The following is a 24,307-nucleotide window of genomic DNA, read 5'->3' on the forward strand; positions in this document are numbered from 1 at the left end:
CCACTCCCGAACGGCTTCGCGCGGGGGACCCGATCACGCTGCAGGACGCCGCAGGGGCGCGCTCCTCCGGCGGACGACGGGGATGCGCGGGCAGCCCCGGCACGGCGGCCGCTCACCGCTCCAGCAGCATCCGCTGCAGCTCCCGGGCCGCCCGCGGCGGAGCCACGTCGCTGCGGTGGGCGAGCGCGATGGTGCGGTGCAGTCCGGGCCGGGCCAGCGGTGTCACCCGCAGGCCGCGGCCCGACCGCGCGGCCACCATGCGGGGCACGACCGCCATGCCCAGCCCCGCCCGCACGAACCCCAGCACCGCGTCCATCTCCCCGCCCTCCACGGCGAGATCCGGTTCGAAGCCCTCCGCGCGGCACGCCGCCACGGTCAGCTCACGCAGGTCGTAGCCGTGCCGGAACATCACCAGCCGCTCGCCCTCCAGGTCGGCGATGCGTACCGCCCGCCGCCCGCCGCCCGGCCGGGGCGCCTCCGGGGACGACACCACCACCAGGTCCTCGCGCAGCAGCTCCACGGTGGTCAGCGCCGGAGACGCGGTCGGCAGAGGGAGCACGACCAGGGCGAGGTCGAGCGCACCGCGCGCGAGTCCCCGCACGAGGTCGTGGGAGCCGCCCTCCTCGATCAGCAGCTGGATGCCGGGGTAGCGGTCGTGGAAGGCGCGCAGCACGTCGGGCAGCAGGCCGGTGCACAGACTCGGGGTGGCGCCCAGCCGGACCCGGCCGCGCCGCAGCTGCACCAGCTCCAGCACCTCGTGCCGCGCGGTGTCCGCGTCGGCCAGGATGCGCCGGGCCAGCGGCAGCAGGGCCTCCCCGGCGTCCGTCAGCGTGATGTTGCCGCGGGCCCGCAGGAACAGGTCCGCGCCGAGCTCCCGCTCCAGAGCCTTGATCTGCTGGGACAGGGACGGCTGCGCCACGTGGACGGCCTCCGCGGCCCGGGTGAAGTGCCTGGTCTCGGCGACCGCCACGAAGTACTGGAGCTGCTGGAACTGCATCCTGCAAGCATACGCCGTCGATAGTCAGCTCCTATGGAAACAAGGCAGACCATGTCTTGGACCGATGGGCTCTTCCCCCCGTAACGTCCTGTGACATGGCTCTGGCAACGCGGACGGACCGACGGCCGTCCATGGCGCGCACCGTGTGGGACTCGACCGTCGGCAAGAAGACAGTGATGGCGGTCAGCGGTCTCGTCATGCTGCTCTACCTGGTCGCCCACATGATCGGGAACCTGAAGATCTTCTTCGGCGCGGGCGAGTTCAACCACTACGCCCATTGGCTGCGCACCGTCGGCGAACCCTTCATGCACTACGAGTGGACGCTCTGGGTGATCCGCGTCGTGCTGGTCGTCGCCGTCGTCGCGCACGCCACGTCCGCGTACCAGCTCAGCCGCCGCGACATCAAGGCCCGGCCCAGCAAGTACGTCCACAAGAAGCCCCGGGCGAGCTACGCGACGCGCACCATGCGGTGGGGCGGGATCATCCTCGGTCTCTTCATCGTCTGGCACATCCTGGACCTGACCACCGGCACCGTGCACCCGGGCGGCTTCGAGACGGGCAAGCCCTACCAGAACATCCTGGACACCTTCTCCACCTGGTACGGCAACGTCATCTACATCGTCGCGATGCTCGCCCTCGGCCTGCACATCCGGCACGGCTTCTGGAGCGCCGCCCAGACCCTCGGCGCCGGCAGCCGCACCCGCGACCGCGCCCTGAAGACCGTCGCCAACGTCCTCGCGCTGCTGCTCACGGTGGGCTTCATCGCCGTACCCGTGGGCGTCATGACCGGAGTGGTGAGCTGACATGACTACCTACGCCGACTACACGACCGGTGAGCCGGTCGTCGACACCAAGGCCCCCGCCGGCCCGATCAACGAGCGCTGGGACAAGCGCCGCTTCGAGGCCAAGCTGGTCAACCCCGCCAACCGGCGCAAGCACACGGTGATCGTCGTGGGCACCGGTCTCGCGGGCGGCTCCGCCGGTGCCACGCTCGCCGAACAGGGCTACCACGTCGTGCAGTTCTGCTACCAGGACTCACCCCGCCGCGCCCACTCGATCGCCGCGCAGGGCGGCATCAACGCGGCCAAGAACTACCGCAACGACGGCGACTCCGTCCACCGCCTGTTCTACGACACCGTCAAGGGCGGCGACTTCCGGGCCCGCGAGTCCAACGTGCACCGCCTGGCGCAGATCTCCGTGGAGATCATCGACCAGTGCGTGGCGCAGGGCGTCCCCTTCGCCCGCGAGTACGGCGGCCTGCTCGACACCCGCTCCTTCGGTGGCGTCCAGGTCTCCCGCACCTTCTACGCCCGCGGCCAGACGGGTCAGCAGCTCCTGCTCGGCGCCTACCAGGCGCTGTCCCGGCAGATCGCGGCCGGCAACATCGAGATGCACCCGCGCACCGAGATGCTCGACGTGATCGTCGTCGACGGGCGGGCGCGCGGCATCGTCGCCCGCGACCTGATCACCGGGAAGATCTCCACCTACTTCGCGGACGCCGTCGTCCTGGCGAGCGGCGGTTACGGCAACGTCTTCTACCTGTCGACGAACGCCATGAACTCCAACGCGACCGCGATCTGGCGGGCGCACCGGCGCGGCGCCTACTTCGCCAACCCCTGCTTCACCCAGATCCACCCCACCTGCATCCCGCGCACCGGCGACCACCAGTCCAAGCTGACGCTGATGAGCGAGTCGCTGCGCAACGACGGCCGGATCTGGGTGCCCAAGGCCAAGGGCGACGACCGGCCGCCGAACAGGATCCCCGAGGACGAGCGCGACTACTACCTGGAGCGCATCTACCCGTCCTTCGGCAACCTCGTCCCCCGTGACATCGCCTCCCGGGCGGCGAAGAACGTCTGCGACGAGGGCCGCGGCGTCGGGCCCGGCGGCCAGGGCGTCTACCTGGACTTCGCCGACGCCATCAAGCGCATGGGCCGCAAGGCGGTCGAGGCCAAGTACGGCAACCTCTTCGACATGTACCAGCGGATCACCGACGAGGATCCGTACGAGGTGCCGATGCGCATCTACCCCGCCGTGCACTACACGATGGGCGGCCTGTGGGTCGACTACGACCTGCAGACCACCGTCCCCGGCCTGTTCGCCATCGGCGAGGCCAACTTCTCCGACCACGGCGCCAACCGGCTCGGCGCCTCCGCGCTGATGCAGGGCCTGGCCGACGGCTACTTCGTCCTGCCGGCCACGATCAACGACTACCTCGCCCGCAACCCGCACAAGGACGAGGTGGGTGACGACCACCCGGTGGTCCAGGAGGTGCTGGCCGAGACCGAGGACCGGCTGAACCTGCTGCTGTCCGTGGACGGCGACCGCACCCCGGACTCCTTCCACCGCGAGCTCGGCGAGCTGATGTGGGAGTTCTGCGGCATGGCCCGCACCGACTCCGGCCTGCGCAAGGCGCTGGAGCGGATCCCGCAGATCCGCGAGGAGTTCTGGCGGCGGATCAAGGTCCCCGGCACCGGCGAGGAGTTCAACCAGTCCCTGGAGAAGGCCAACCGCATCGTCGACTACCTGGAGCTCGCCGAGCTGATGTGCCTCGACGCGCTGCACCGGTCCGAGTCCTGCGGCGGCCACTTCCGCGAGGAGTCCCAGACCCCCGACGGCGAGGCGGCCCGCAAGGACGACGAGTTCGGCTACGCCGCCGCCTGGGAGTTCACGGGCACGGGCGAGGCCCCCACCCTGCACAAGGAAGACCTGGTCTTCGAGTACGTCCACCCCACTCAGCGGAGCTACGCATGAAGCTCACCCTGCGCGTCTGGCGGCAGAAGAACGCCGACGCCGACGGCGCCATGTCCACGTACGAGGTGGACGGCATCTCGCCCGACATGTCCTTCCTGGAAATGCTCGACACCCTCAACGAGGGGCTCATCCTCAAGGGCGAGGACCCGGTCGCCTTCGACCACGACTGCCGCGAGGGCATCTGCGGCGCCTGCTCGCTGGTCATCAACGGCGACGCCCACGGCCCCGAGCGCACCACCACCTGCCAGCTCCACATGCGGTCCTTCAAGGACGGCGACACGATCGACATCGAGCCGTGGCGGGCCTCCGCCTTCCCGGTCGTGAAGGACCTGGTCGTCGACCGCTCCGCCTTCGACCGGATCATCCAGGCCGGCGGTTACATCACCGCGCCCACGGGTGCCGCGCCGGAGGCGCACGCCACCCCGGTGCCGAAGCCGGACGCCGACTTCGCCTTCGAGCACGCCGAGTGCATCGGCTGCGGCGCCTGCGTGGCGGCCTGCCCGAACGGTGCGGCGATGCTGTTCACCTCCGCCAAGGTCAACCACCTCAACGTCCTGCCGCAGGGCGCGCCCGAGCGCGAGTCGCGGGTGCTGGACATGGTGGCGCAGATGGACGAGGAGGGCTTCGGCGGCTGCACCCTCACCGGCGAGTGCGCGACGGCGTGCCCCAAGGGCATTCCGCTCATGTCCATCACCAGCATGAACAAGGAGTGGCTGCGGGCCACCCGCAAGGTGTCCAAGCGGTAGCGCCGTCTCGCGCAGGGCGCTGCACTGAACGTTCGCCGACAGGTGCGGACGGACGGGGCCGGGAGAGGTGCTCCTCCCGGCCCCGTCTCGCCTTCGCCCCCTGGCATTCAACCGGCCCACATCCGCTCTCCCGGCCCAGGTCACACGCCGGCCAACCGGCGGCGGAAGAACAGGGACGGCGGACCGCACACCGTCGGTCCGCCGTCGCCGCCCCGGCCCGTGACCAGGAGAGTGCCATGACCGGCGTACTGACCGCAGACCGTCCCCCGCAGCCGACCGCACCCGCCCGCTACACCGTCACCCTCGCCCGCGACGAGGAGGACGTGCGTGCCGCGCAGCGACTGCGGCACGACGTCTTCGCCGGCGAGATGGGTGCCCTGCTGTCGAGCCCGCAGCCCGGGTACGACATCGACCCCTTCGACGCCTACTGCGACCACCTGCTCGTGCGCGAGGAGACGACCGGGCAGGTCGTCGGCACCTACCGGCTGCTGCCGCCGGAGCGCGCGGCGATCGCCGGCCGCCTCTACGCGGAGGGCGAGTTCGACCTCGCGGCGCTGGACGGGATCCGGCCCGGGCTGGTCGAGGTCGGCCGCTCCTGCGTGCACCCCGACCACCGCGACGGCGCCGTCATCGGGCTCGTCTGGGCCGGCATAGCCCGCTACATGACCGAACGCGGTCACGAGTGGCTGGCGGGCTGCTGCTCGATCCCGCTCGCCGACGGCGGGGCCCTCGCGACCGCCACCTGGGACCGGGTGCGGGCCAAGCACCTGGCGCCCGAGGAGTACCGCGTACGGCCCCTGCTGCCGTGGGCCCCGAACGCCGAACCGCCGGCCGGCCGCACCGAACTGCCGGCCCTGCTGCGCGGCTACCTCCGCCTCGGGGCCTGGGTCTGCGGGGAACCCGCGCACGACGTGGACTTCGGGGTCGCCGACCTGTACGTGCTGCTGCCGATGAGCCGGGTCGACCCGCGCTATCTGCGGCACTTCCTCTCGCTCCTCCCGACCCGATGAGCGTCTGGCTGCCCGCCGCGCCCTGCACTCCCGGGGCCTGCGTGGAGCCGACGCGGACCCCGCGGGCCGTACCGCGCGCCGTACTGCGGCTCACGGCCGTCGCCGTGCTGCTCCTCGCCGGGATCGCGCTGTCGCCGCTCGGCTGGGGGTCCCCCCGCTTGCGGGGGAGCATCCCCGCGGGTGCGGTGCGGTGGTGGTGCCGGTGGATCGTGCGGGCCGCCGGCGTGCGGGTCCGCATCACGGGCGCCGCCGCGCCCACCGGCGGGCTGCTGCTCGTCGCCAACCACGTCTCCTGGCTGGACGTCCCGCTGCTCGCCGCCGTGCGCCCGGCGCGGATGCTGGCGAAGAGCGACATCCGGCGGTGGCCGGTGGCGGGCGCCCTGGCCGCGCGCGGGGGCGCCCTGTTCATCGAGCGGGACCGGCTGCGGGCCCTGCCGGACACGGTGGCCGCCATCGCGGCTGTGCTGCGCGAGGGCGCCGCGGTCGCGGCCTTCCCCGAGGGCAGCACCTGGTGCGGACGCGCCCAGGGCCGCTTCCACCGGGCCGTCTTCCAGGCGGCGCTCGACGCCGGGGTGCCGGTCCAGCCGGTCCGCATCCGCTACCGGACCGGTGGTCGGTCGCTGAGCACGGCGCCCGCGTTCGTCGGCGACGACACCCTGCTGGCCTCCCTGTGGCGGGTCGCCTCGGCCCGTGGGCTGACGGCCGAGCTGGACGTGCGCCCGGTCATCGCGCCGGGCGGCCACGCCGACCGGCGCTCCCTGGCCGAGGCGGCGCAGACGGTGAGCCCCGCGCTGCGGCACGGCGCCGGGCAGGCCCGGCTGCCCGGACAGAACCGACCGGGCCGACCCGCACCCGCGGCGGCGACGACACCCTGACCGCTCCGGGGCGGAACGCGCCGGGGCTTGCCGGCGCGGGTGCGGCCGGGCTGGCCCGGAGGGACGAGGCGGTCCGTTGGTGATGTACCGGGCGCGGTGGTGTGCTGGGGCCGCGCGGCGGAGAGCGGCGGGGCCGGTGCGCGGGCAGGGGGCGGTGGGTGCCGTGGGTCCTTGCCGGTGGGGGTGGTGGGTGCTGTGGGTCGTTGCTGGTGGGGGTGGTGGGCGAGCGGGGGCCGCAACCGGTGTGGGGGCGGAGGCGCCGCAAGCCACAGCCGGTGCGGATGGTGGGCGTCGAGGACCACACCCGGTGGGGTCCTGGGCGACCGCACAGCCGAAGCACCGCTCAGTGCGGTGAGCCGCCGGTGAGGGCCTCCGCCAGATACGGTGCCGTGGCGCTGCCCGTCGCCCGTGCCACCTGGGCCGGCGTACCCGTGGCGACGATCCGTCCGCCCGCGTCACCGCCGCCCGGCCCCAGGTCGATCACCCGGTCGGCGCCCGCCACCACGGTCATGTCGTGCTCGACCACGACCACCGTGTGCCCGGCGTCGACCAGCCCGTGCAACTGCCGCATCAGCACCTCGACATCGGCCGGGTGCAGACCGGTCGTCGGTTCGTCGAGCAGGTACAGCGTGTGACCGCGTCGGCCGCGCTGCAGCTCGCTCGCCAGCTTGATGCGCTGCGCCTCCCCACCCGACAGCTCCGTCGCGGGCTGGCCGAGGCGCAGATAGCCCAGGCCGACGTCGAGCAGCGTGCCGAGGCTCCGGGCGGCCGCAGGGACGTCGGCGAAGAAGTCCGCCGCGTCCTCCACGGTCAGGTCCAGCACCTGGGCGATGTCCCGCCCGCGGTACGCCACTTCCCGCGTCTCGGGGTTGTAGCGGGCCCCGCCGCAGTCCGGGCACGGCGCGTACGTGCTGGGCAGGAACAGCAGCTCGACGCTGACGAAGCCCTCGCCCTGGCAGGTCTCGCACCGCCCCCCGGGCACGTTGAAGGAGAAGCGGCCCACGCCGTACCCGCGCTCCCGAGCCTCGTCGGTGGCCGCGAAGACCTTCCGTACGACGTCGAAGAGGCCCGTGTAGGTGGCCAGATTGGAGCGCGGGGTGCGCCCGATCGGCTTCTGGTCGACGGACACCAGCCGGCCCACGCCCGGCAGTTCCTCGGTGATCTCACCGATGAGCGTGGACTTGCCGGACCCGGAGACGCCGGTCACCGCGGTGAAGGCGCCGAGCGGGAACTCGGCGGTCACCCCGCGCAGGTTGTGCCGGGTGACCGGGCCGACCGTCAGCGTGCCGCGGGGTGAGCGGACGACACGGGCGGGGGCGGGGGAGCGGTCGAAGAGGTGGCGGGCCGTCGCCGACTCCTCGACCCCGGCCAGTTCCGCCACCGGACCGCTGTGCAGCACCCGCCCGCCGTGCTCGCCCGCCCCGGGCCCCACGTCCACGATCCAGTCCGCGTCACGCACCACACCGAGGTGGTGTTCGACCACGAACACCGAGTTGCCCGCGGCCTTCAGCCGCTCCAGCACCGTCAGCAGGGCCTCGGTGTCCGCCGGGTGCAGTCCCGCGGACGGTTCGTCGAGCACGTACACGACCCCGAACAGCCCGGACCGCAGCTGGGTCGCCAGCCGCAGCCGCTGCAGTTCCCCCGCCGACAGGGTGGGCGTCGCCCGGTCGAGGCTCAGGTAGCCGAGGCCCAGCTCGACGACGGGCGCGATGCGGGAGGTGAGGTCTGCGGAGAGCACCCGGGCCGTCTCGTCGCCCGTCGGCAGCGATCCGGCGAGTTCCGAGAGCGGCAGCGCGGCCAGTTCGGCGATGGTCCGGCCGCCGACGGTCACCGCCAGCGCCTCGGGCCGCAGCCGGCTGCCGTGGCACACGGGGCAGGGCTCGCTGGTGAGGAAGCGTTCCGCCTTCGCGCGCAGCGTCGGGCTCTTGGAATCGGAGAACGTCTTCATCACGTACCGCCGGGCGCTCATGTACGTGCCCTGATACGGCCGCTGGATGCGGCCGGCCTCCCGCACCGGGTGCACGGTGACCACCGGCTGCTCGTCCGTGAACAGGATCCACTCCCGCTGCTCGGCGGGCAGCTCGCGCCAGGGCCGGTCCACGTCGTACCCGAGCGCGTCCAGGACGTCCCGCAGGTTCTTGCCCTGCCAGGCTCCCGGCCACGCGGCGATCGCGCCGTCGCGGACGGACAGCGACGGGTCGGGGACCAGCAACTCCTCGGTCGTACGGTGCACCCGTCCGAGCCCGTGGCACTGCGGGCAGGCCCCGGCCGCCGTGTTGGGCGAGAACGCGTCGGAGTCCAGCCGTGCGGCGCCCGGCGGGTAGTCGCCGGCACGGGAGAACAGCATCCGCAGGGAGTTGGAGAGGTTGGTGACGGTGCCCACGGAGGAGCGGGACGTCGGCGTCGCGCGGCGCTGCTGGAGCGACACCGCCGGCGGCAGGCCGGAGATCTCGCCGACCTTCGGGGCGCCGACCTGGTGGATCAGCCGCCGGGCGTACGGCGCGACCGACTCGAAGTAGCGCCGCTGGGCCTCCGCGTAGATCGTGCCGAAGGCGAGCGAGGACTTCCCCGAGCCGGACACGCCGGTGAACACCGCGACCACGTCCCGCGGGATGTCGACGTCCACGCCCCTGAGGTTGTGCTCACGGGCGCCGCGGACCCGGACGTACGGGTCGTGGGGGCTGTGCATGACGGGGAACTCCGTACGGTCTGCGGCCGGGGCCAGGCTGGACAAACCCCGCGATTCTACGCCGGAGGAGCGGGGCGCACCGATGGAGCCGGCCGCAGGACGGCGCGTTCGCGCATGGGAGGCGTGGCGCTGCCTAGCGGGTGAGTCCTGCGGTCTCCCGTTCGGGGGACGAGCCGGCACCGACGACGTGGGCGAGCCGCCGGTAGGAGTCGAGCAGGGCGTCACGGTCGTAGGTGCTCGTGGTCACGAGGACCTCCTGCGCACCGGTGTCCTTCAGCAGCGACTCCAGCTCGTCGGCGACCTGTTCCTCGGTGCCGGCGATGTGACCGGCGAGACCGGCCTCGTACAGGTCGCGTTCCTTCACGGTCATCGCCCGGGCCTCGACGTCCTCCGCCGGGGGCAGCGGAGGGAAGGAGCCGCGGGTGCGTGCCTGCGCCATGGACCACGCCTCCGGGACCAGCAGCCTCCGGGCCGCCTCGGGCGTGCCGGCCACGGCGACGGTGCCGGAGACGACGACGTACGGCTCCGCCGCCCAGGCGGAGGGCCGGAAGCCGGCGCGGTACCGGTCGACGGCGCGCCGCAGCCGCTCCCGGTCGCGCAGGTCCCCGACGACCATCGGCAGACCCGCGCGGGCGGCGACGGCCGCGCCCTCGCCCATGGCCAGCACGAACGGCGGGACGCTCAGCCCCTCGGCGGGCCGGGCGTGCACTCCCGTGGGGGAGGTGCCCCGGAACCAGCCGAGCAGCTCCGCCAGTTGCGCCTCGAAGTCCTCGGCGTCCTCCTTGTCGCGGCCCAGCGCCCGGCGTACGCCGTCGGTGAATCCCACCGAGCGGCCGAGCCCCATGTCGATCCGCCCGGGGAAGAGCGACTCCAGCACACCGAACTGCTCGGCCACGACCAGGGGCCGGTGGTTGGGCAGCATCACGCCTCCCGTGCCGACCCGGATGGTCCGTGTGGCACCGGCGACGGCCGCGGCCAGCACGGTCGGCGCCGAGCCGGCCACCCCGGGCACACCGTGGTGCTCGGCGACCCAGAAGCGGTGGTAGCCGAGCCGTTCCGCCTCCCGCGCCAGCCGCACGGTGTCGCGCAGCGCCTGCGCATCGGTGCCGCCCTCGCGGATGCGGGAGCGGTCGAGGACGGAGAAGCGGGTCGCCGCGATCACAGAGCTCACATGGAGTTCAACGCAGGGGCGCCGCGGGGATTCCCGGAGACCGCGGGCGGCGGACGCCGTCGTTCTAGGGTGAGGGGGTGACCGACAGCAGCAGGCCCCCGCTGGCCGTGTTCGACCTGGACAACACGCTCGCCGACACCGCGCACCGGCAGCGGTTCCTGGAGCGCCGGCCGCGCGACTGGGACGCCTTCTTCGCCGCCGCGCCGCAGGACCCGCCCCTTCCCGAGGGGATCGCGCTGGTGCGCGACAGCTCCGACGAGTGCGAGATCGTCTATCTGACCGGGCGGCCCGAGCGCTGCCGGCGCGACACGCTCGACTGGCTGGCCGCCCAGGGGCTGCCCGACGGGCGCGTCTACATGCGGCGGAACAGCGACCGCCGGCCCGCCCGGCGCACCAAGCTGGAGATCCTGCGCCGGCTCGCCACGACCCGGGAGATCCGCGTCCTGGTGGACGACGACGAGCTGGTGTGCGAGGACGCCGAACGGGCGGGGTTCACCGTCGTCCGCGCGGGGTGGGCGGCCCGGTCGGCGGAGCTGAGGATCGCGCAGGAGCGGGAGGGCCGGACCTGACGTCAGGCGGCGGCGGGCCCGGTGGCCGGGTCCGTGTGCCGGAGGGTCACTCCGTGTCCTCCAGGCGGAAGCCGACCTTCAGACAGACCTGCCAGTGCGCGATCTGCCCCTCCTCGATCTGGCCGCGCACCTGTGTCACCTCGAACCAGTCCAGGTGGCGCAGGGTCTGCGAGGCCCGGGCGATGCCGTTGCGGACGGCCTGGTCGACGCCTTCGTGCGAGCTGCCGACGATCTCGGTGACCCGGTAGGTGTGGTGCGACATGCGGGTGCTCCCTTCCGCGGCGCGGCGTTGCCGCGTGTGTCACGCGTCACTCCACCGTGCCCCAAGTCGCGGTGGAGCGCGAGGCAGCGCGGTGCCGGCCGGGCCGGGCCCTTGACCTTCGCATTGGTCCATACCAAAATCCCAGACACCCGTACGAGCCCCCCGCTCGTCCCCCCACGTCGGGTCTTCCTTCGCGTGCGCCGGACACCTGTCCGCCACCCCCTCGTCCGAGTCAGAAGGACCCCTCGTGAGACATCGCCTCCTTGCCCTTGTCTGTGTGTCCGCCTCCCTGCTCAGCGGCTGCGGTCTGGTGTCGCAGGACGGCGGGACCGAGCGGCGCACCCTCACGGTCTGGCTGATGAAGGACAGCGCCTCGCAGGAGTTCCTGCGCAGGTTCACCGAGGACTTCGAGCGCGCCCATCCCGGCCTCGACCTCGACATCCGCATCCAGCAGTGGACCGGCATCGGCGAGAAGGTGCAGACCGCGCTGGAGGCCGACGGCGGGGACGGGCCCGACGTCATCGAGGTGGGCAACACGCAGGTCCCGCAGTACGCGGAAGGCGGCCGGCTGCTCGACCTCACGCTGGAGTCCATGCGGGACTGGGGGATCCGCGACTGGCTGCCCGGCCTCGCCGAACCGGGGCAGTGGATGTCCCAGCAGTTCGGCATCCCCTGGTACGCCGCCAACCGCGTGGTCATCTACCGCAAGGACCTGTTCCGACAGGCGGGCATCACCGAGCCGCCCCGCACCCGTGACGAGTGGCTCGACGCCACCGAGCGGCTCGACTCGGGCGGCGACCAGGGCATCTACCTGGCCGGACAGGACTGGTACACGCTCTCCGGCTTCATCTGGGACGAGGGCGGGGACCTGGCCAAGCAGAGCGGTGGCGTCTGGGCGGGCGCCCTGCACTCCGAGGCGGCCCTGCGCGGCATGGACTTCTACCGCCGGCTGCAGGCCCTGGGCGACGGTCCGGTCGACGCCGACGAGGAACACCCGCCGCAGGCCGGCGTGTTCGCGCAGGAGGACGTCGCACAGATCGTGGCGGTGCCAGGACTCGCGCAGGCCATCGTGCGGCAGAACCCCGAACTCAAGGGCAAGCTGGGCTTCTTCCCCGTGCCGGGCAAGAGCGCCGACAAGCCCGGGGCGGTCTTCACCGGCGGCTCCGACCTCGTCGTCCCGAAGAACACCGACGACCGGGAGGGCGCCCTCGCCGTGGTCGAGGCGCTCACGGGCGCCGAGTGGAACACCGAACTGGCCAGGACCATGAACTACGTCCCGAACAAGAAGTCGCTCGCCAAGGCCGTCGCGGACGAGGAGGGCGTCGCGGCCATGGCGGCCGGCGCCGCCCAGGGCAGGGCGACCCCCGGTACGCCGCGGTGGGGCGCGGTCGAGGCGGACAACCCGATCAAGGAGTACATGACGAGGGTGCTCAGCGGCGCGGACGCGCGGTCGGAGGCCCGCCGGGCCTCCGACCGCATCACCGAACTCCTGGACCTCGACGCGCGGTGACGCCGACGCCTCGGCACCTCACGCCCGGCGCACCATGCTCAGCGACAGCGCGAAGCGTCCCTCGCCGTCCGTCCACCAGTGGGTCAGGTCCAGGCCGGCCGCGGACAACTCGGCGCGGACTCCGTCCTTCCGGAACTTCGCCGACACCTCGGTGCGCAGTTCCTCGCCCGCCGCGAAGTCGACGGCCAGGTCGAGGCCCTGGACCTTCACGGTCTGCGCCGCGCGGGCGCGCAGCCGCATCTCGATCCACTCCCGCTCGGCGTTCCACAGGGCCACGTGGTCGAAGGCCGCGGGATCGAAGTCGGCGTCGAGCTCGCGGTTGATCACCGACAGGACGTTCTTGTTGAAGGCGGCCGTGACTCCGGCCGCGTCGTCGTAGGCCCGGACCAGCACACGCTCGTCCTTGACCAGGTCCGTGCCCAGCAGCAGGGCGTCCCCGGGCGAGAGCAGTTCGCGGACGGAGGACAGGAACGCGGCGCGTTCGGCGGGCAGCAGGTTGCCGACCGTGCCGCCGAGGAACGCCACCAGCCGGGGGCCGGCCGTGCGGGGCAGCGTGAGGCCCTCGGTGAAGTCGGCGATCAGCGCGTGCACGTCCAGCCCGGGCCGCTGGGCGACCAGCGCCCGCCCGGCCTGGGTGAGGGCGCTCTCGCTGACGTCGACCGGCACGTAGCAGCGCAGTTCCGTCAGGGCGTCGAGCAGGTACCGCGTCTTCTCCGACGAACCGGAGCCCAGTTCGACCAGGGTGCGGGCACCGGTCGCGGCGGCGATCTCACCGGCCCGGCCGACGAGGATCTCCCGCTCGGCGCGTGTGGGGTAGTACTCGTCCAGGTCGGTGATCCGCTCGAACAGCTCGCTGCCGCGCGCGTCGTAGAACCACTTCGGCGGCAGTGTCTTGGGCATGCCGGTCAGGCCCGCCAGGACGTCGGCGCGCAGGGCGGCGTCCGTGGCGTCCTCGGGCAGCGTGCGGGTCAGGTGGAACGGGCTCACGTGCGGGGCTCCTTCGCGGATGCGGGTGCGAGGGCGGTGTCGCCGGGTTCCTTCAGCGGGGTGAGCAGCACGTCCGTGCGGCTCGCCACGAGCAGGGTGCGGTCGGGCACCTCCTGCCAGTGCGGGTCGTCGTCGTACGGCTCCGAGGCGACGGCCGTGCCGCCGCCCGGCAGGGCCAGGTACCACAGGGTGTCGCCCCAGGCGTCGGCGGCGATCGTCTCGCCGTCGGTGAGCAGCAGGTTGAGCCGGGAGCCGGGAGCCGCCTCGGCCACCTCCAGCACCGTGTCGGCCAGCGCCTGCCCTGCCTCGTCCCCCGCGCGCAGCCGGTTCAGGACCAGCGCCCACACGAGCGCCGAGTCGTTGCGGGCCTCCAGCGACAGCACGTCCTCGGGCGGCAGCGTCCGGGCCGCCGGCGCCAGCGATCCCGGCCAGCCCGTCACGGCACCGTTGTGACTGAACAGCCAGGTCCCGGCGGCGAACGGTGCCGCGGCGGCCTCCGCGTCGGCGCCCGCCAGGGTCGCGTCCCGTACGGCGGCGAGCAGCGCGCCGCTGGACACCACCCGGGCCAGGTCGGCGAAGGACTGGTCCGCCCAGATCGGCCCGGCCCGCCGGTACCGCGCCGGCACCGGGTCGCCCTCGGCGTACCAGCCGACCCCGAACCCGTCGGCGTTGACCGTCCCGTACCGCTGCCGCCTGGGCGCCCAGGACTGGCGGTACAGCCCGTGCGGGGGCTCCACGAGGAGCCGGCCGAGCGGCTCCGCGGGGCCCACGTAGGCGAGGTGGCGGCACATCAGACGGTCTCCGAGCGAGCCGTGCGGAACCCGGAGAAGATCTGCCGCCGGATCGGAAGGTCCCAGTTGCGGAACGTGCCCCGGCAGGCCACCGCGTCCACGGCGAACGAACCTCCGCGCAGCACCTTGTACCCGGGGCCGAAGAACACCTCCGAGTACTCCTTGTACGGGAACGCCGCGAACCCCGGGTACGGCGCGAAGTCGCTCGACGTCCACTCCCACACGTCGCCGATCAACTGCCGTACCCCGAGCGGCGACTCACCGGCCGGGTAGCTGCCCGCGGGCGCCGGCCGCAGATGCCGCTGGCCGAGGTTGGCGTGCTCCGGGCCCGGGTCGGCGTCGCCCCACGGGTAGCGCATCGAACGGTCACCGGCCGGGTCGTACCGGGCGGCCTTCTCCCACTCGGCCTCCGTGGGCAGCCGCCGCCCCGCCCAGCGGGCGTAGGCGTCGGCCTCGTACCAGCACACGTGCAGCACCGGCTCGTCCGGCGGCACCACCTCGGTGACGCCGAAGCGGCGCCGCAGCCACTGCCGGCCGTCCCGGCGCCAGAACAGCGGGGCGGTGACGGAGTGCCGGCGGATGTGGTCCCAGCCGTCCGGCGTCCACCAGCGCCGGTCGTCGTAGCCGCCGTCGTCGACGAACGCCTGGTACGCGGCGTTCGTCACCGGTGTGGTGTCGATGAAGAACGGCGCCACCTCGCGCCGGTGCGCGGGCCGCTCGTTGTCCAGCGCCCACGGCTCGGTGGAGGTGCCCATCGTGAACGGGCCGCCGGGCACCAGGACCTCCGCCGGTCCCGTGAACGGCGGTCCGGGGTCCGGGTCCGGGGCGGTCAGGACCTGGGGGCCCTTGCGCAGCTGATGGGTGATGAGCATCGTCTCGTCGTGCTGCTGTTCGTGCTGGGCGATCATGCCGAAGGCGAAGCCCGCCTCCGTCAGCCGCGTCCCGTGCAGCGCGGTGTTCTCCAGCACGTCCAGGGCCCGGCCGCGCACCTCGGCCGCGTACCGGCGGGCCTCGTCGGGCGGCAGCAGCGGCAGGCGGGGGCGTTCGGAGCGCGGGTGCTCGAAGGCGTCGTACAGGCTGTCGATCTCGGGCCGTATCGCCTCCTGCCCGGCGACGGCCCGCAGCAGCCACTGCTCCTCCTGGTTGCCGATGTGCGCCAGGTCCCACACCAGCGGGGACATCAGCGGCGAGTGCTGGGCGGTGAGATCGGGTTCCTCCACGCAGTCGGTCAGCAGCGTGGTGCGGTCGCGGGCGGTGACGAGCGTGGTCAGGGCCCGCTCACGCAGGGTCTCGGGGTCGACGAGGTGATCGGTGGCGGGGTCGGTCATGGGCGGATGTCCCTCCCGTGCGGGCCACGGCTCGCGCCGTCCGGCCGGTCCAGCAGATCGTCGGCGGGGCAGCGGCCCTGGACGACGTAGCGGTCCAGGTACGCCGAGACGGCGGTCGTCACCCCGGCGGTGGCGCCGAGCCGGGGCAGGGCGTCGAGCGCCGCGGTGAAGCACGTGACGGCCGCCTCGCGCAGCTCGGTGTCGGCGAGCCCGTGCCGGGCGGCGTCCCGCCACAGGGGGTTGTGCGGGGCGGGAAGGCCGAGGGTGCGCTCGGCGAGCGGCTTCACGGCCCGGTAGGCGGTCTCGGCGGCCTCCGGGTCGTCGAACAGCGCCGCCGTCACGGCGAGCGGCACGATCCAGCCGTCGTCACCGGGCTGCGCGTCGATCATGCGCAGCTCCAGGTGACCGCGCGGTCTGACCGGCGGGAACAGCGTGGTGAGGTGGTAGTCGAGATCCTCCCAGGTCGGCGGCCTCGGCGCCCGCGACCTGGTCCACTCCCGGAAGGTCAGCCCCTCGGGCACGGCCCAGGGCCCGCCGTCGCGCCGCACGCACATCACCTGGGCATCCAGGACGTGCCGCGCCCAGGTGCCGCGCGGGTCGCTGTCCAGCGGGGGGCCACCCGCGCGTCCGGGGCCGATCTGCGTCCAACGCAGCTGGCGGGTGGACAGCCAGCCGGTGGGCCGGCCACCGGCCAGCGGGGAGTTGGCGAAGGCGGCCACCAGCACCGGGCCGACTTGGTGGGCCAGCCACCAGCGCCGCACATGGCCGAGGGGGCCGGGCTCCTCGTGCCCGGCGTCCAGGCAGACCTGCACGGAGGCCGAGGTGCACATCATGGCGCGGCCCGCCGGGCCGGTGCGGTCGAGGCATGCCTCCATCGCGTCGTAGCGCGGCTGGCGCAGGAAGCGGCGGGGGGAGTGCCAGGGGTCGTGGCCGAGGCCGACGAGGGTCAGCCCCTGCTCGCGCAGGACCGCGCGAACGGCGTCGAGGTCGGCGGAGACGGTTCCGACGCACTCCATCAGCGAGGTCGCCGGCGGTGAGCTGAGTTCCAGCTGACCGCCGGGCTCGACGGTGAGCGCCGACGAGAGGGGAACGGTGCGCAGGGCGGCGTAGGCCGCGTCGAGTCGTCGGGTGGTCACGGGGAGCCGCGGGGAGCGCAGCTCGTGGACGAGCCATTCCACTTCGACGCCGAGGCGCCGGGGTGGGCCGGTCTTGAAGCAGATGCCGCGGACCAGGGCCTCGACCTCGGCTTCGGTGACCGCGGTGCGTGGCCGGGTACAGCCACTTACCGAATCGGACATGTCGGGATCCTCCTGAGATTCCACCATGCCGCCGGCCCGCTCGTTGGGGGGCCGGCTCGGCACACTCGTCCCACCCAAGTCCCTCGTGCCGCTCCGCACAAGGGTGCATACCTGGGCGTTCCGGCCCCGCAATCTCCATGTCCCAAGGGTTCCCGGGGCCTTTCCCGGGCGTTTCCGGGACCGGGAAACTCCGTTGCGCGGCATCACCAGCATCGCTCAGGATCTCTGTATGAGCACGACGGGGGAGGCCGCGCGGCGCGCGGTCGTGGCGCGCACGGGGGTGGCGCCATGAGCGCGCGCCTGCGCGGAATCGCACAGCAGACCGAGCAGATCGTGACGGCGGGCGCCTACCGCACGCCCGGCGGGTGCGAGGTGTCGATCGCCGCGGCGGTCGAGGCCGCACGCGAGGGCACCCGGATGCGGGGACCCGGGCCCGTCGAGGTGCCGCCGTTCGCCCCGGCGCGGACGGTCCTCGAGGTCACGGGCGAGAGCAGCCTGGAGGCCGCCCGCCGACTCGGCGGCCGGGTCGCCGTGCTGAACTTCGCCTCCGCCCGCAACCCCGGCGGCGGCTACCTCAACGGCGCCCAGGCCCAGGAGGAGGCCCTGTGCCGGGCCTCCGCCCTGTACACGTGCCTGCTGCGGGCCCGCGAGTTCTACGACCACCACCGAGCCCACCGCGACCCGTTCTACACGGACCGCGTCATCCACTCGCCCGCCGTGCCCGTCTTCCGCGACGACCGGGGCCGTCTGCTGGAGGAGCCGTACACCGCCGGCTTCCTCACGGCCGCCGCGCCGAACGCGGGCGTGGTGCTGCGCACGGCTCCGGACCGCGCCCCCGAACTGCCCGACGCGCTCGCCGCGCGCGCCGAGCGGGTGCTGGAGACGGCCGCGGCCCACGGCTACCGGCGACTGGTGCTCGGCGCCTGGGGCTGCGGGGTGTTCCGCAACGACCCCGCCCAGGTCGCGGGCGCGTTCCGGGTACTGCTCGGGCCGGGCGGCCGGTTCGCGACGGCCTTCGAGCAGGTGGCGTTCGGCATTCTGGACCGTACGCCGGGCAGTACGGTCCGGGCGGCGTTCGCGCGGGTGTTCGAGGTGGGTCAGCTCCAGCCGTAACGCTCCCGCAGCCGTTGCCGTACGAGGTTGAACCGCATCCGGTCCAGGGCGCACGCCTCCCGGCGCATGCCGGCCTCGTGCAGCCGCAGCACCCGGTCCACGTCCACCCACGAGTCGCGCCCCGACCGGTCCCACGGCCCGCTCCCGATCGGCACCCACTCCCGGTCCCCGTCATGCCGCTTGCTGGACAACTGCACGGCGAGCAGCGTGCCGGCCGCCTCACGGGCGACGACGAGCACCGGGCGGTCCTTGCCCCGCCCGTCGTTCTCCTCGTAGGGCACCCAGGTCCACACGATCTCGCCCGGGTCGGGATCGCCGTCGTGCGCGGGGGAGTACTCGGTGCGCACCCGGCCCACGTCTCGCGGGTCGGCCTCCACGGTGGCGGAGGGGCCGTGACGGCCGGGGGCGTTCTCATCGGTAAACGCGGTCACGGCCGTACCGTACGGGACGCGACCGAGGCGGCCGTGCCCGGATCGGGGTCGTCGGCCGGGAGCCGACGTGGACACCCGCCGCCCGGCCTGCCCGCGCGCCGGGCCGAGTACGGGGCCGACCGCCACCGGTTTCCGTGCCGGGGGCCGGGGTTGCCGGGTCGCGTCCGACCGGACGTGCGCCGCTGCGCCGCGCTCGTCGACGGGGTTGCGTGTCTGCGCTTGGTGAGGCGGCCCGCGGGGTGGCGTCCGTGTCGGCGTGGTGGGTCTCTCGAGCGGGCCCACCACCGGGTCGGTCTGGTGCCGGGGCTGGCGGGCATGTCCGGCCAGTTGTCCGCTGCTGCGCCGTGCTCGTCGAGGAGGCCCGCGTGTCTGGGTCTGGTGAGGCGGGGCGCGGGGTGGCGTCCGTGTCGGCGCGGTGGGTCTCCCGGCCGGGCCTACCTCCGGGCGGGCTGCCGTGCCGGGGGCTGGGGGTGGCGGGGCGTGTCCGGCCAGTCGTCGGCTTTTGCGCCGCGCCCGTCGAGGAGGTCCGCGTGTCTGGGTCTGGTGAGGCGGGGCGCGGGGTGGTGGGTTTCTCGAGCGGGCCCGCCACCGGGTCGGTTTTCGGCGCTCCTGGTCTGGGGGCCGGCGGACATGGAGTTGTGGCGTCGGCGGGTCCGTCGTCGGCGCGGTCAGGCGCCGTCGGACGGGGCGGGGCTGCGGTGCGGGGTGTTCGGCCGGCGCGGCGGCCACGCCTCGTGCCAGCGGAGTTCTGCCTCCATCTGGGCGGCCAGCCCGATCAGCAGCGGCTCGCTGCCCGCCGGCCCCAGCAACTGGGCCCCGACGGGCAGTCCGCCGGTCACGAAGCCGGCCGGGACGTTGACGCCGGGCCAGCCCAGCACGTTCCACGGCCAGGCGTAGGGACAGGCGGCGATCATCGCCCGGTCGGTGGCCAGACCGCTCAGCTCCAGCATCGCGCCGATGCGCGGCGGGGGAGCGGCGGTGGTCGGCGCGAGGATCACGTCGTACGTCGTGAAGAACGCGCCGATACGACGGTGCAGCGCGGCCTCGGCCCGGCGTGCCGCCCGCAGCGGTGCCCCGGCGAGCAGCCGGCCCAGCCGGGCCGCCTCCCGGGTACGCCGGTCGAGCAGTTGGGGGAACGGCGCCTCGCGGACCTGCTCGGCGACACCGGCCGCCGCCCGCGGGACGAAGGCCAGCCCGATCTGCCCGTAGGGCGGATCGGCCTCCTCCACATCGTGCCCCAGCGTGGCGACGCGGTCGGCGAGTTCGACGACCCGGGCGCGCACCTCCGGTGACAGCCGGGCGGGCAGGGCGGTGAACGGCGGCTTCAGGGAGAGCGCCACGCGCAGCCGGCCCGGGTCCCGGCCCGCCGCGGCCAGCGCCTCGACGGCCGGCGGCCGGTGCGGGTCCCGCGCGTGATTGCCGGCCGCCGCGTCCAGCAGCAGTGCCGCGTCGGCGACCGTCCGGGCCAGGGTGCCGTTGACCGTGATGCCGTTGAAGGACTCGGCTCGCGGCCAGGTGGATATGCGGCCCCGCTGCGGCTTGATGCCGATCAGGTGCGTCCAGGCGGCCGGGATCCGCACCGACCCGGCACCGTCCGAGCCGAGCGCGGCGGGCACGAGACCGGCCGCGACGGCGGCGGCGGACCCGCCGGAGGAGCCGCCCGGCGTGTGCTCGGGGTTCCACGGATTGCGCGTCGCCCCGAACGCGGGTCCTTCGGTGAACGGCCACTGCCCGAACTCGCAGGTGTTGGTCTTGCCGACGATCACGGCCCCGGCCGCGCGCAGCCGCCGTACCGCCTCCCCGTCCTCGGCGACCGGCGGGTGCTCCCCGGCACAGCCGAAGGCGGTCGGCTCGCCGGCCACGTCCATGTCGTCCTTCACCGCCACGGGCACCCCGAGCAGCGGCTTCCGTACGCCCGCGGCCAGTTCGAGGTCCGCGGCCCCGGCCTCGGCGAGCGCGGCCTCGGCCCGCACGATCCGGAAGGCGTTGAGCGAGGACCCCGTCGCCCCCTGCGTCGCCTCGATCCGTGCCAGGGCCTCCTCCACCAGCGCCCGGGACGTCACCTCACCGGCGGCCAGCGCACGGGCGGACTCCGCCAGACCTGCGACACGGTCGAACGACATGCGGGCACCTCCGTCGAGCGCGATGTCTACCGCACAGTAACCCCGAGAGGGCGGCGGTGGAACCGGCGACGGGAAGCGGCAGTCACCAACCGCGAGCAGCGGTGCGGAGACAGTCACGGACGCGGACGACGTCGGGGTTGGTCTCGGCGCCCGGCCGCTGGGTGAGGAAGAGCGTGTTGAGCGGCGGCTCCTCGGGCTCCCACAGCAGGACGAGACGCCCGGAGCCGAGGTGCTCCTCGCACAGCGAGCGGGGCAGCACGCTGTAACCGGCGCCCGAGGCGACCGCCGCCAGCACGGCGTACAGGTTCGGCACGGTGACCGCGGCGCGCGCGGTGAGCTGCTTGCCGAAGACCGTGCGCCAGTAGCGGCGCACGATCGGCAGATCCTCCGCGTAGGTGACCAGCGGGACGTCCCGCAGCGTGGCGCAGGGATCGTCGGCCTCGGGGTGTTCGGCGACCTTCCGGGCCCAGGCGGGGGCGGCGACGAGCGCGTACTCCTCGTCGGCCAGCGGTACCGAGGCCAGCGCCCGGCCCCGGGGCCGCCGGGTGGCGATGACCAGATCGTGCCGGCCGGCCCGCATCTCCCCCAGCAGGGGCTCGGTCAGTCCCTGGGCGACGCGCAGCTGGACCCCGTCCGCGACGAGCGGGGCGAGCGCCGGCAGCACCCGGACGCACAGCAGCTCCGAGGGGCCGGCCAGATGCACCGGGGAGACGTGCCCGGCCAGGGCGCCACCGCGGCCCTCCAGGGCGGCGAGCGCATCCAGCGGGCCGGCGATCTCGGCCGCCCAGTTCGTGGGCGAGCGGGGTCGGCTCCACGCCCCGCGGCAGCCGGGTGAACAGCGCCCGGCCCGTCTGCTGCTCCAGCGCGCGGGTCCGCGCAGCCTGCGGCGAGGTGGCAGGCTGATCCCCGGTCACCCACCGTACGAGCGCAGAAAGCTGACGTCATGACCGACAAGCTCACCGTGAGCGTCCTGGGCACCGGCATCATGGGTGCCGCGATGGCCCGCAACCTCGCCCGCGCCGGACACACCGTCCGCGCCTGGAACCGCAGCCGGGACAAGGCCGAGCCGCTCGCCACCGACGGCGCGCACATCGCCGACACCCCTCAGGACGCGGTGCGGGGCGCCGACGTCGTCCTCACCATGCTGTACGACGGCCCGGCCGCCCTCGACGTCATGCGGCAGGCCGCCCCCGGCCTGCGCCCCGGCGCCTCCTGGGTGCAGTCGACCACCGCGGGCATCGACGCCGTCGGTGAGCTGGCCGCCTTCGCCCGCGAACACGACCTCGTCTTCTTCGACGCCCCCGTGCTCGGCACCCGCCAGCCCGCCGAGGCAGGTCAGCTCCTCGTCCTGGCCGCCGGTCCGGCGGACGCGCGCAACGCGGTGACGCCCGTGTTCGACGCCGTCGGCTCCCGCACGGTGTGGACCGGCGAGGACGGCGCGGCCGGCACCGCCACCCGGTTGAAGCTGGTGGCCAACAGCTGGGTCATCGCCGCCACCAACGCCGTCGGTGAGGTCCTGGCCCTGTCCGAGGCACTGGGCGTGGACCCGGACGGCTTCTTCGACGCCATCGCCGGCGGTCCGCTCGACATGGGCTACCTGCGGGTCAAGGCGGACCTGATCCGCGACGGCCGACTGACCCCGCCCCAGTTCGCGGTCACCACGGCCGCCAAGGACGCCCGGCTGATCGTCGAGGCCGGTGAACGGGGCGGCGTCCGCCTCGACGTCGCCGCCGCGGGCGCGGAGCGTCTGGCACGCGCCGCCGCGCAGGGGCACGGCGACGAGGACATGGCCGCGGCGTATTACGCCAGCTTCGACGGGCAGCCGTCCGACTGAGAACCAGAACGCCGAACCAGCCTCGGCACCCACCGAGAACAGAGGAGTCCGCATGTCCAAGCCGCCGCTGCCGACCGAGGCCGTCGGCCTGCTGCGCCGCCCCAACCCCTGTGTCATGGCCACCCTCCGCTCGGACGGGGCACCCGTGTCCACGCCCACCTGGTACCTGTGGGAGGACGACGGACGGGTCCTGATCAGCCTCGACGAGGGCCGCGTCCGCCTCAGGCACCTGCGCCGCGACCCGCGCGTCACCCTCACCGTCCTCGACGGCGACGACTGGTACACGCACGTGACCCTCATCGGCCGGGTCGTAAAGACCCGCGACGACGAGGGCCTGGCCGACATCGACCGCCTCTCCACGCACTACGCGGGCAAGCCCTACCCGGACCGGGTCCGGGCCCGGGTCAGTGCCTGGATCGAGGTGGAGCGCTGGCACGGCTGGGGCGCGCTGAAGGACAGCGACCAGGCGTCCACCTGAGGAACTTCCCGAGCGAGCGGCGGGAGAGGCACGGCACCGGCCCGGTGCCGGGCCCGGCGCGGGCGCCGCTAGTCCTTGCGCCCCGTCGTGGCCACCGTGACGCCGAGGCCGATCATGGCCAGGCCGCCCGCACCGCCGACCGCGGACAGCCGCCGCGGGGAACTCGCGAACCAGTCGCGCGCCGTGGCCGCGACCAGCCCCCACACGCTGTCGCAGGCCACCGCGATGACGTTGAAGACCAGACCGAGCAGCAACATCTGCACGGCGACACCGCCCTGCTCCCGGTCGACGAACTGCGGCAGCACGGCGGCGAAGAAGACGATGGTCTTGGGGTTGGTCACCCCGACCGCGAACCCCTCCCAGAAGGTGCGCCGACCGCCGTGCCCCTCCGTGGCTCCGGCGAACGCGGCTCGCAGGCAGCGGCGTTCACGCCACGCCCTGATCCCGAGGTACACCAGATAGGCGGCCCCCGCCAGTTTCAGCACGGTGAAGACGAGGACCGAGCGTTCCACGACCGACCCGACCCCCAGGGCCACGGCGACGACGAGGACGTACGCGCCGAGCGTGTTCCCCACGACCGTGGTGAGCGCGGCGCGGCGCCCCTGCGCCAGCGCCCGGCCGACCACGAACAGCACGCTCGGGCCGGGAATCACGATCAGCAGGAACGACAGCGCCGCGAAGGCGAGCAGACGGTCGGTGGACACCATGGCGCCATGCAAGCACGGGACGGGCACGGCGGACAGGGGGCGGAAAAACGATCGACACGCACCGGGGGGCGCGCCTACCATCCACGGCGCGGCATCGCGTGCCGGTCACCGACCGGGTGAGGCATGGAGGCGCCGCGGAGATGCCCGTGGAGGCATTGACCCGTGTCAGTCGAGTTCAACCACACCATCGTTCTCTCCCGTGACCGGGAGGAGTCCGCTCGCTTCCTCGCCGGGATCCTGGGGCTGGAGGTCGGCGAGCCGGCCGGGATGTTCCTGCCCGTGACGACCGCCAACGGCGTCACCCTGGATTTCGCCACCGTCGACATCGACATTCCCGTGCAGCACTACGCGTTCCTCGTCTCCGAGGACGACTTCGACGGCGTCCTCGCCCGGCTCGTCGAGGCCCGGATCCCCATCCAGGCCGACCCGCACGGGCGGCACCCGCGCCGGATCAACCGCAACGACGGGGGACGAGGCGTGTACTTCACCGATCCGTCCGGCCACGGCCTGGAGGCGTTCACCCGCCCTTACGGCAGCGACCCGTCCTCACCGCTGAACGGTGTGACCGAGGAGGTCCCCGGGGCCCACTGAGGCCATGAGGCGCACCGCGCGGAACCGCCGTTGTCAGTGCCCC

Annotated in this window: 22 protein-coding genes and 1 pseudogene; 11 read left to right on the forward strand and 12 right to left on the reverse strand. The window is 73.7% G+C overall.

Going from position 1 to position 24,307, the window contains the following annotated elements; translation table 11 throughout:
* Window positions 1-112 precede the first annotated feature (112 nt).
* Window positions 113-997 carry a LysR family transcriptional regulator gene (locus IE260_RS12175; protein WP_189870851.1) on the reverse strand — a complete coding sequence of 295 codons (885 nt, stop codon included), beginning with the start codon at window positions 995-997 and terminating at the stop codon, window positions 113-115.
* A gap of 131 nt (window positions 998-1,128) precedes the next feature.
* Here IE260_RS12175 and IE260_RS12180 point away from each other — a divergent pair, with 131 nt between their 5' ends.
* From IE260_RS12180 to IE260_RS12200, 5 genes are all read left to right on the forward strand, one after another.
* Window positions 1,129-1,800 (forward strand): succinate dehydrogenase, encoded by a 672-nt coding sequence (locus IE260_RS12180; protein ID WP_189871004.1) that lies wholly within the window; start codon window positions 1,129-1,131, stop codon window positions 1,798-1,800.
* 1 nt (window position 1,801) lies between these two features.
* Window positions 1,802-3,751, forward strand: a complete 1,950-nt coding sequence (locus IE260_RS12185) for a fumarate reductase/succinate dehydrogenase flavoprotein subunit (RefSeq protein WP_189870853.1) — start codon at window positions 1,802-1,804, stop codon at window positions 3,749-3,751.
* A complete protein-coding gene (locus IE260_RS12190) occupies window positions 3,748-4,497 on the forward strand; it encodes a succinate dehydrogenase/fumarate reductase iron-sulfur subunit (protein WP_189870855.1) in 750 nt (249 codons plus the stop codon). The genes IE260_RS12185 and IE260_RS12190 overlap by 4 nt, the downstream gene beginning before the upstream one ends.
* Window positions 4,498-4,733: 236 nt before the next feature.
* Window positions 4,734-5,507, forward strand: a complete 774-nt coding sequence (locus IE260_RS12195; RefSeq protein ID WP_189870857.1) for a GNAT family N-acetyltransferase — start codon at window positions 4,734-4,736, stop codon at window positions 5,505-5,507.
* A complete protein-coding gene (locus tag IE260_RS12200; RefSeq protein ID WP_189870859.1) occupies window positions 5,504-6,382 on the forward strand; it encodes a lysophospholipid acyltransferase family protein in 879 nt (292 codons plus the stop codon). The genes IE260_RS12195 and IE260_RS12200 overlap by 4 nt, the downstream gene beginning before the upstream one ends.
* Before the next feature lie 343 nt (window positions 6,383-6,725).
* Here IE260_RS12200 and IE260_RS12205 read toward each other — a convergent pair whose 3' ends face one another.
* On the reverse strand, window positions 6,726-9,071 hold the full coding sequence (locus IE260_RS12205) for an ATP-binding cassette domain-containing protein (RefSeq protein ID WP_189870861.1): 2,346 nt from the start codon (window positions 9,069-9,071) through the stop codon (window positions 6,726-6,728).
* Between the two features lie 133 nt (window positions 9,072-9,204).
* Window positions 9,205-10,242 carry an LLM class flavin-dependent oxidoreductase gene (locus IE260_RS12210; protein ID WP_189870863.1) on the reverse strand — a complete coding sequence of 346 codons (1,038 nt, stop codon included), beginning with the start codon at window positions 10,240-10,242 and terminating at the stop codon, window positions 9,205-9,207.
* A gap of 77 nt (window positions 10,243-10,319) precedes the next feature.
* Between IE260_RS12210 and IE260_RS12215 the strand changes: the two genes are divergently transcribed.
* Complete coding sequence (locus tag IE260_RS12215) at window positions 10,320-10,811, forward strand: phosphatase domain-containing protein (protein ID WP_189870865.1); 492 nt, start codon at window positions 10,320-10,322, stop codon at window positions 10,809-10,811.
* 46 nt (window positions 10,812-10,857) lie between these two features.
* Here the strand turns inward: IE260_RS12215 and IE260_RS12220 are convergent, their stop codons facing one another.
* A complete protein-coding gene (locus tag IE260_RS12220) occupies window positions 10,858-11,073 on the reverse strand; it encodes a dodecin (RefSeq protein ID WP_189870867.1) in 216 nt (71 codons plus the stop codon).
* Between the two features lie 247 nt (window positions 11,074-11,320).
* Here IE260_RS12220 and IE260_RS12225 point away from each other — a divergent pair, with 247 nt between their 5' ends.
* Window positions 11,321-12,583: an extracellular solute-binding protein gene (locus IE260_RS12225; protein ID WP_189870869.1), complete on the forward strand. Its 1,263-nt coding sequence runs from the start codon at window positions 11,321-11,323 to the stop codon at window positions 12,581-12,583.
* Between the two features lie 18 nt (window positions 12,584-12,601).
* Here the strand turns inward: IE260_RS12225 and egtD are convergent, their stop codons facing one another.
* The 4 genes from egtD to egtA are packed head-to-tail and all read right to left on the reverse strand — an operon-like array spanning window position 12,602 to window position 16,987.
* Window positions 12,602-13,570: an L-histidine N(alpha)-methyltransferase gene (gene egtD, locus IE260_RS12230; RefSeq protein ID WP_189870871.1), complete on the reverse strand. Its 969-nt coding sequence runs from the start codon at window positions 13,568-13,570 to the stop codon at window positions 12,602-12,604.
* Entirely contained in the window at window positions 13,567-14,361 is a 795-nt protein-coding gene (egtC, locus tag IE260_RS12235; RefSeq protein WP_189870874.1) for an ergothioneine biosynthesis protein EgtC, read from the reverse strand. Before egtC ends, egtD begins: the two co-directional genes overlap by 4 nt.
* The gene (gene egtB, locus IE260_RS12240) at window positions 14,361-15,689 is read right to left on the reverse strand and encodes an ergothioneine biosynthesis protein EgtB (RefSeq protein ID WP_189870876.1); all 1,329 of its coding nucleotides are present in this window, start codon (window positions 15,687-15,689) and stop codon (window positions 14,361-14,363) included. Before egtB ends, egtC begins: the two co-directional genes overlap by 1 nt.
* Entirely contained in the window at window positions 15,686-16,987 is a 1,302-nt protein-coding gene (egtA, locus tag IE260_RS12245) for an ergothioneine biosynthesis glutamate--cysteine ligase EgtA (protein ID WP_189870878.1), read from the reverse strand. Before egtA ends, egtB begins: the two co-directional genes overlap by 4 nt.
* Window positions 16,988-17,275: 288 nt before the next feature.
* Between egtA and IE260_RS12250 the strand changes: the two genes are divergently transcribed.
* Window positions 17,276-18,100, forward strand: coding sequence for a TIGR02452 family protein (locus IE260_RS12250; protein WP_189870880.1), 825 nt, complete (start codon window positions 17,276-17,278; stop codon window positions 18,098-18,100).
* Here the strand turns inward: IE260_RS12250 and IE260_RS12255 are convergent.
* From IE260_RS12255 to IE260_RS12265, 3 genes and pseudogenes are all read right to left on the reverse strand, one after another.
* A complete protein-coding gene (locus IE260_RS12255) occupies window positions 18,085-18,531 on the reverse strand; it encodes a type II toxin-antitoxin system PemK/MazF family toxin (protein WP_189870882.1) in 447 nt (148 codons plus the stop codon). The two genes, IE260_RS12250 and IE260_RS12255, sit on opposite strands and share 16 nt — an antisense overlap.
* A gap of 668 nt (window positions 18,532-19,199) precedes the next feature.
* Window positions 19,200-20,654, reverse strand: a complete 1,455-nt coding sequence (locus tag IE260_RS12260) for an amidase (protein ID WP_189870884.1) — start codon at window positions 20,652-20,654, stop codon at window positions 19,200-19,202.
* Window positions 20,655-20,736: 82 nt separating this feature from the next.
* Window positions 20,737-21,556, reverse strand: a pseudogene (locus IE260_RS12265) (LysR family transcriptional regulator); the annotation flags it as partial.
* Between the two features lie 41 nt (window positions 21,557-21,597).
* Here IE260_RS12265 and IE260_RS12270 point away from each other — a divergent pair.
* Entirely contained in the window at window positions 21,598-22,488 is an 891-nt protein-coding gene (locus tag IE260_RS12270; RefSeq protein WP_189870886.1) for an NAD(P)-dependent oxidoreductase, read from the forward strand.
* Between the two features lie 52 nt (window positions 22,489-22,540).
* Window positions 22,541-22,966, forward strand: a complete 426-nt coding sequence (locus tag IE260_RS12275) for a PPOX class F420-dependent oxidoreductase (RefSeq protein ID WP_189870888.1) — start codon at window positions 22,541-22,543, stop codon at window positions 22,964-22,966.
* Window positions 22,967-23,034: 68 nt separating this feature from the next.
* Here the strand turns inward: IE260_RS12275 and IE260_RS12280 are convergent, their stop codons facing one another.
* Window positions 23,035-23,673 carry a LysE family translocator gene (locus IE260_RS12280; protein ID WP_189870890.1) on the reverse strand — a complete coding sequence of 213 codons (639 nt, stop codon included), beginning with the start codon at window positions 23,671-23,673 and terminating at the stop codon, window positions 23,035-23,037.
* Between the two features lie 162 nt (window positions 23,674-23,835).
* On the opposite strand from IE260_RS12280, the gene IE260_RS12285 reads away from it, so the two are divergent.
* Complete coding sequence (locus IE260_RS12285; protein WP_189870892.1) at window positions 23,836-24,264, forward strand: VOC family protein; 429 nt, start codon at window positions 23,836-23,838, stop codon at window positions 24,262-24,264.
* Window positions 24,265-24,307 lie beyond the last annotated feature (43 nt).

The sequence above is a fragment of the Streptomyces viridiviolaceus genome (assembly GCF_014650995.1).
GTDB lineage: Bacteria > Actinomycetota > Actinomycetes > Streptomycetales > Streptomycetaceae > Streptomyces > Streptomyces viridiviolaceus.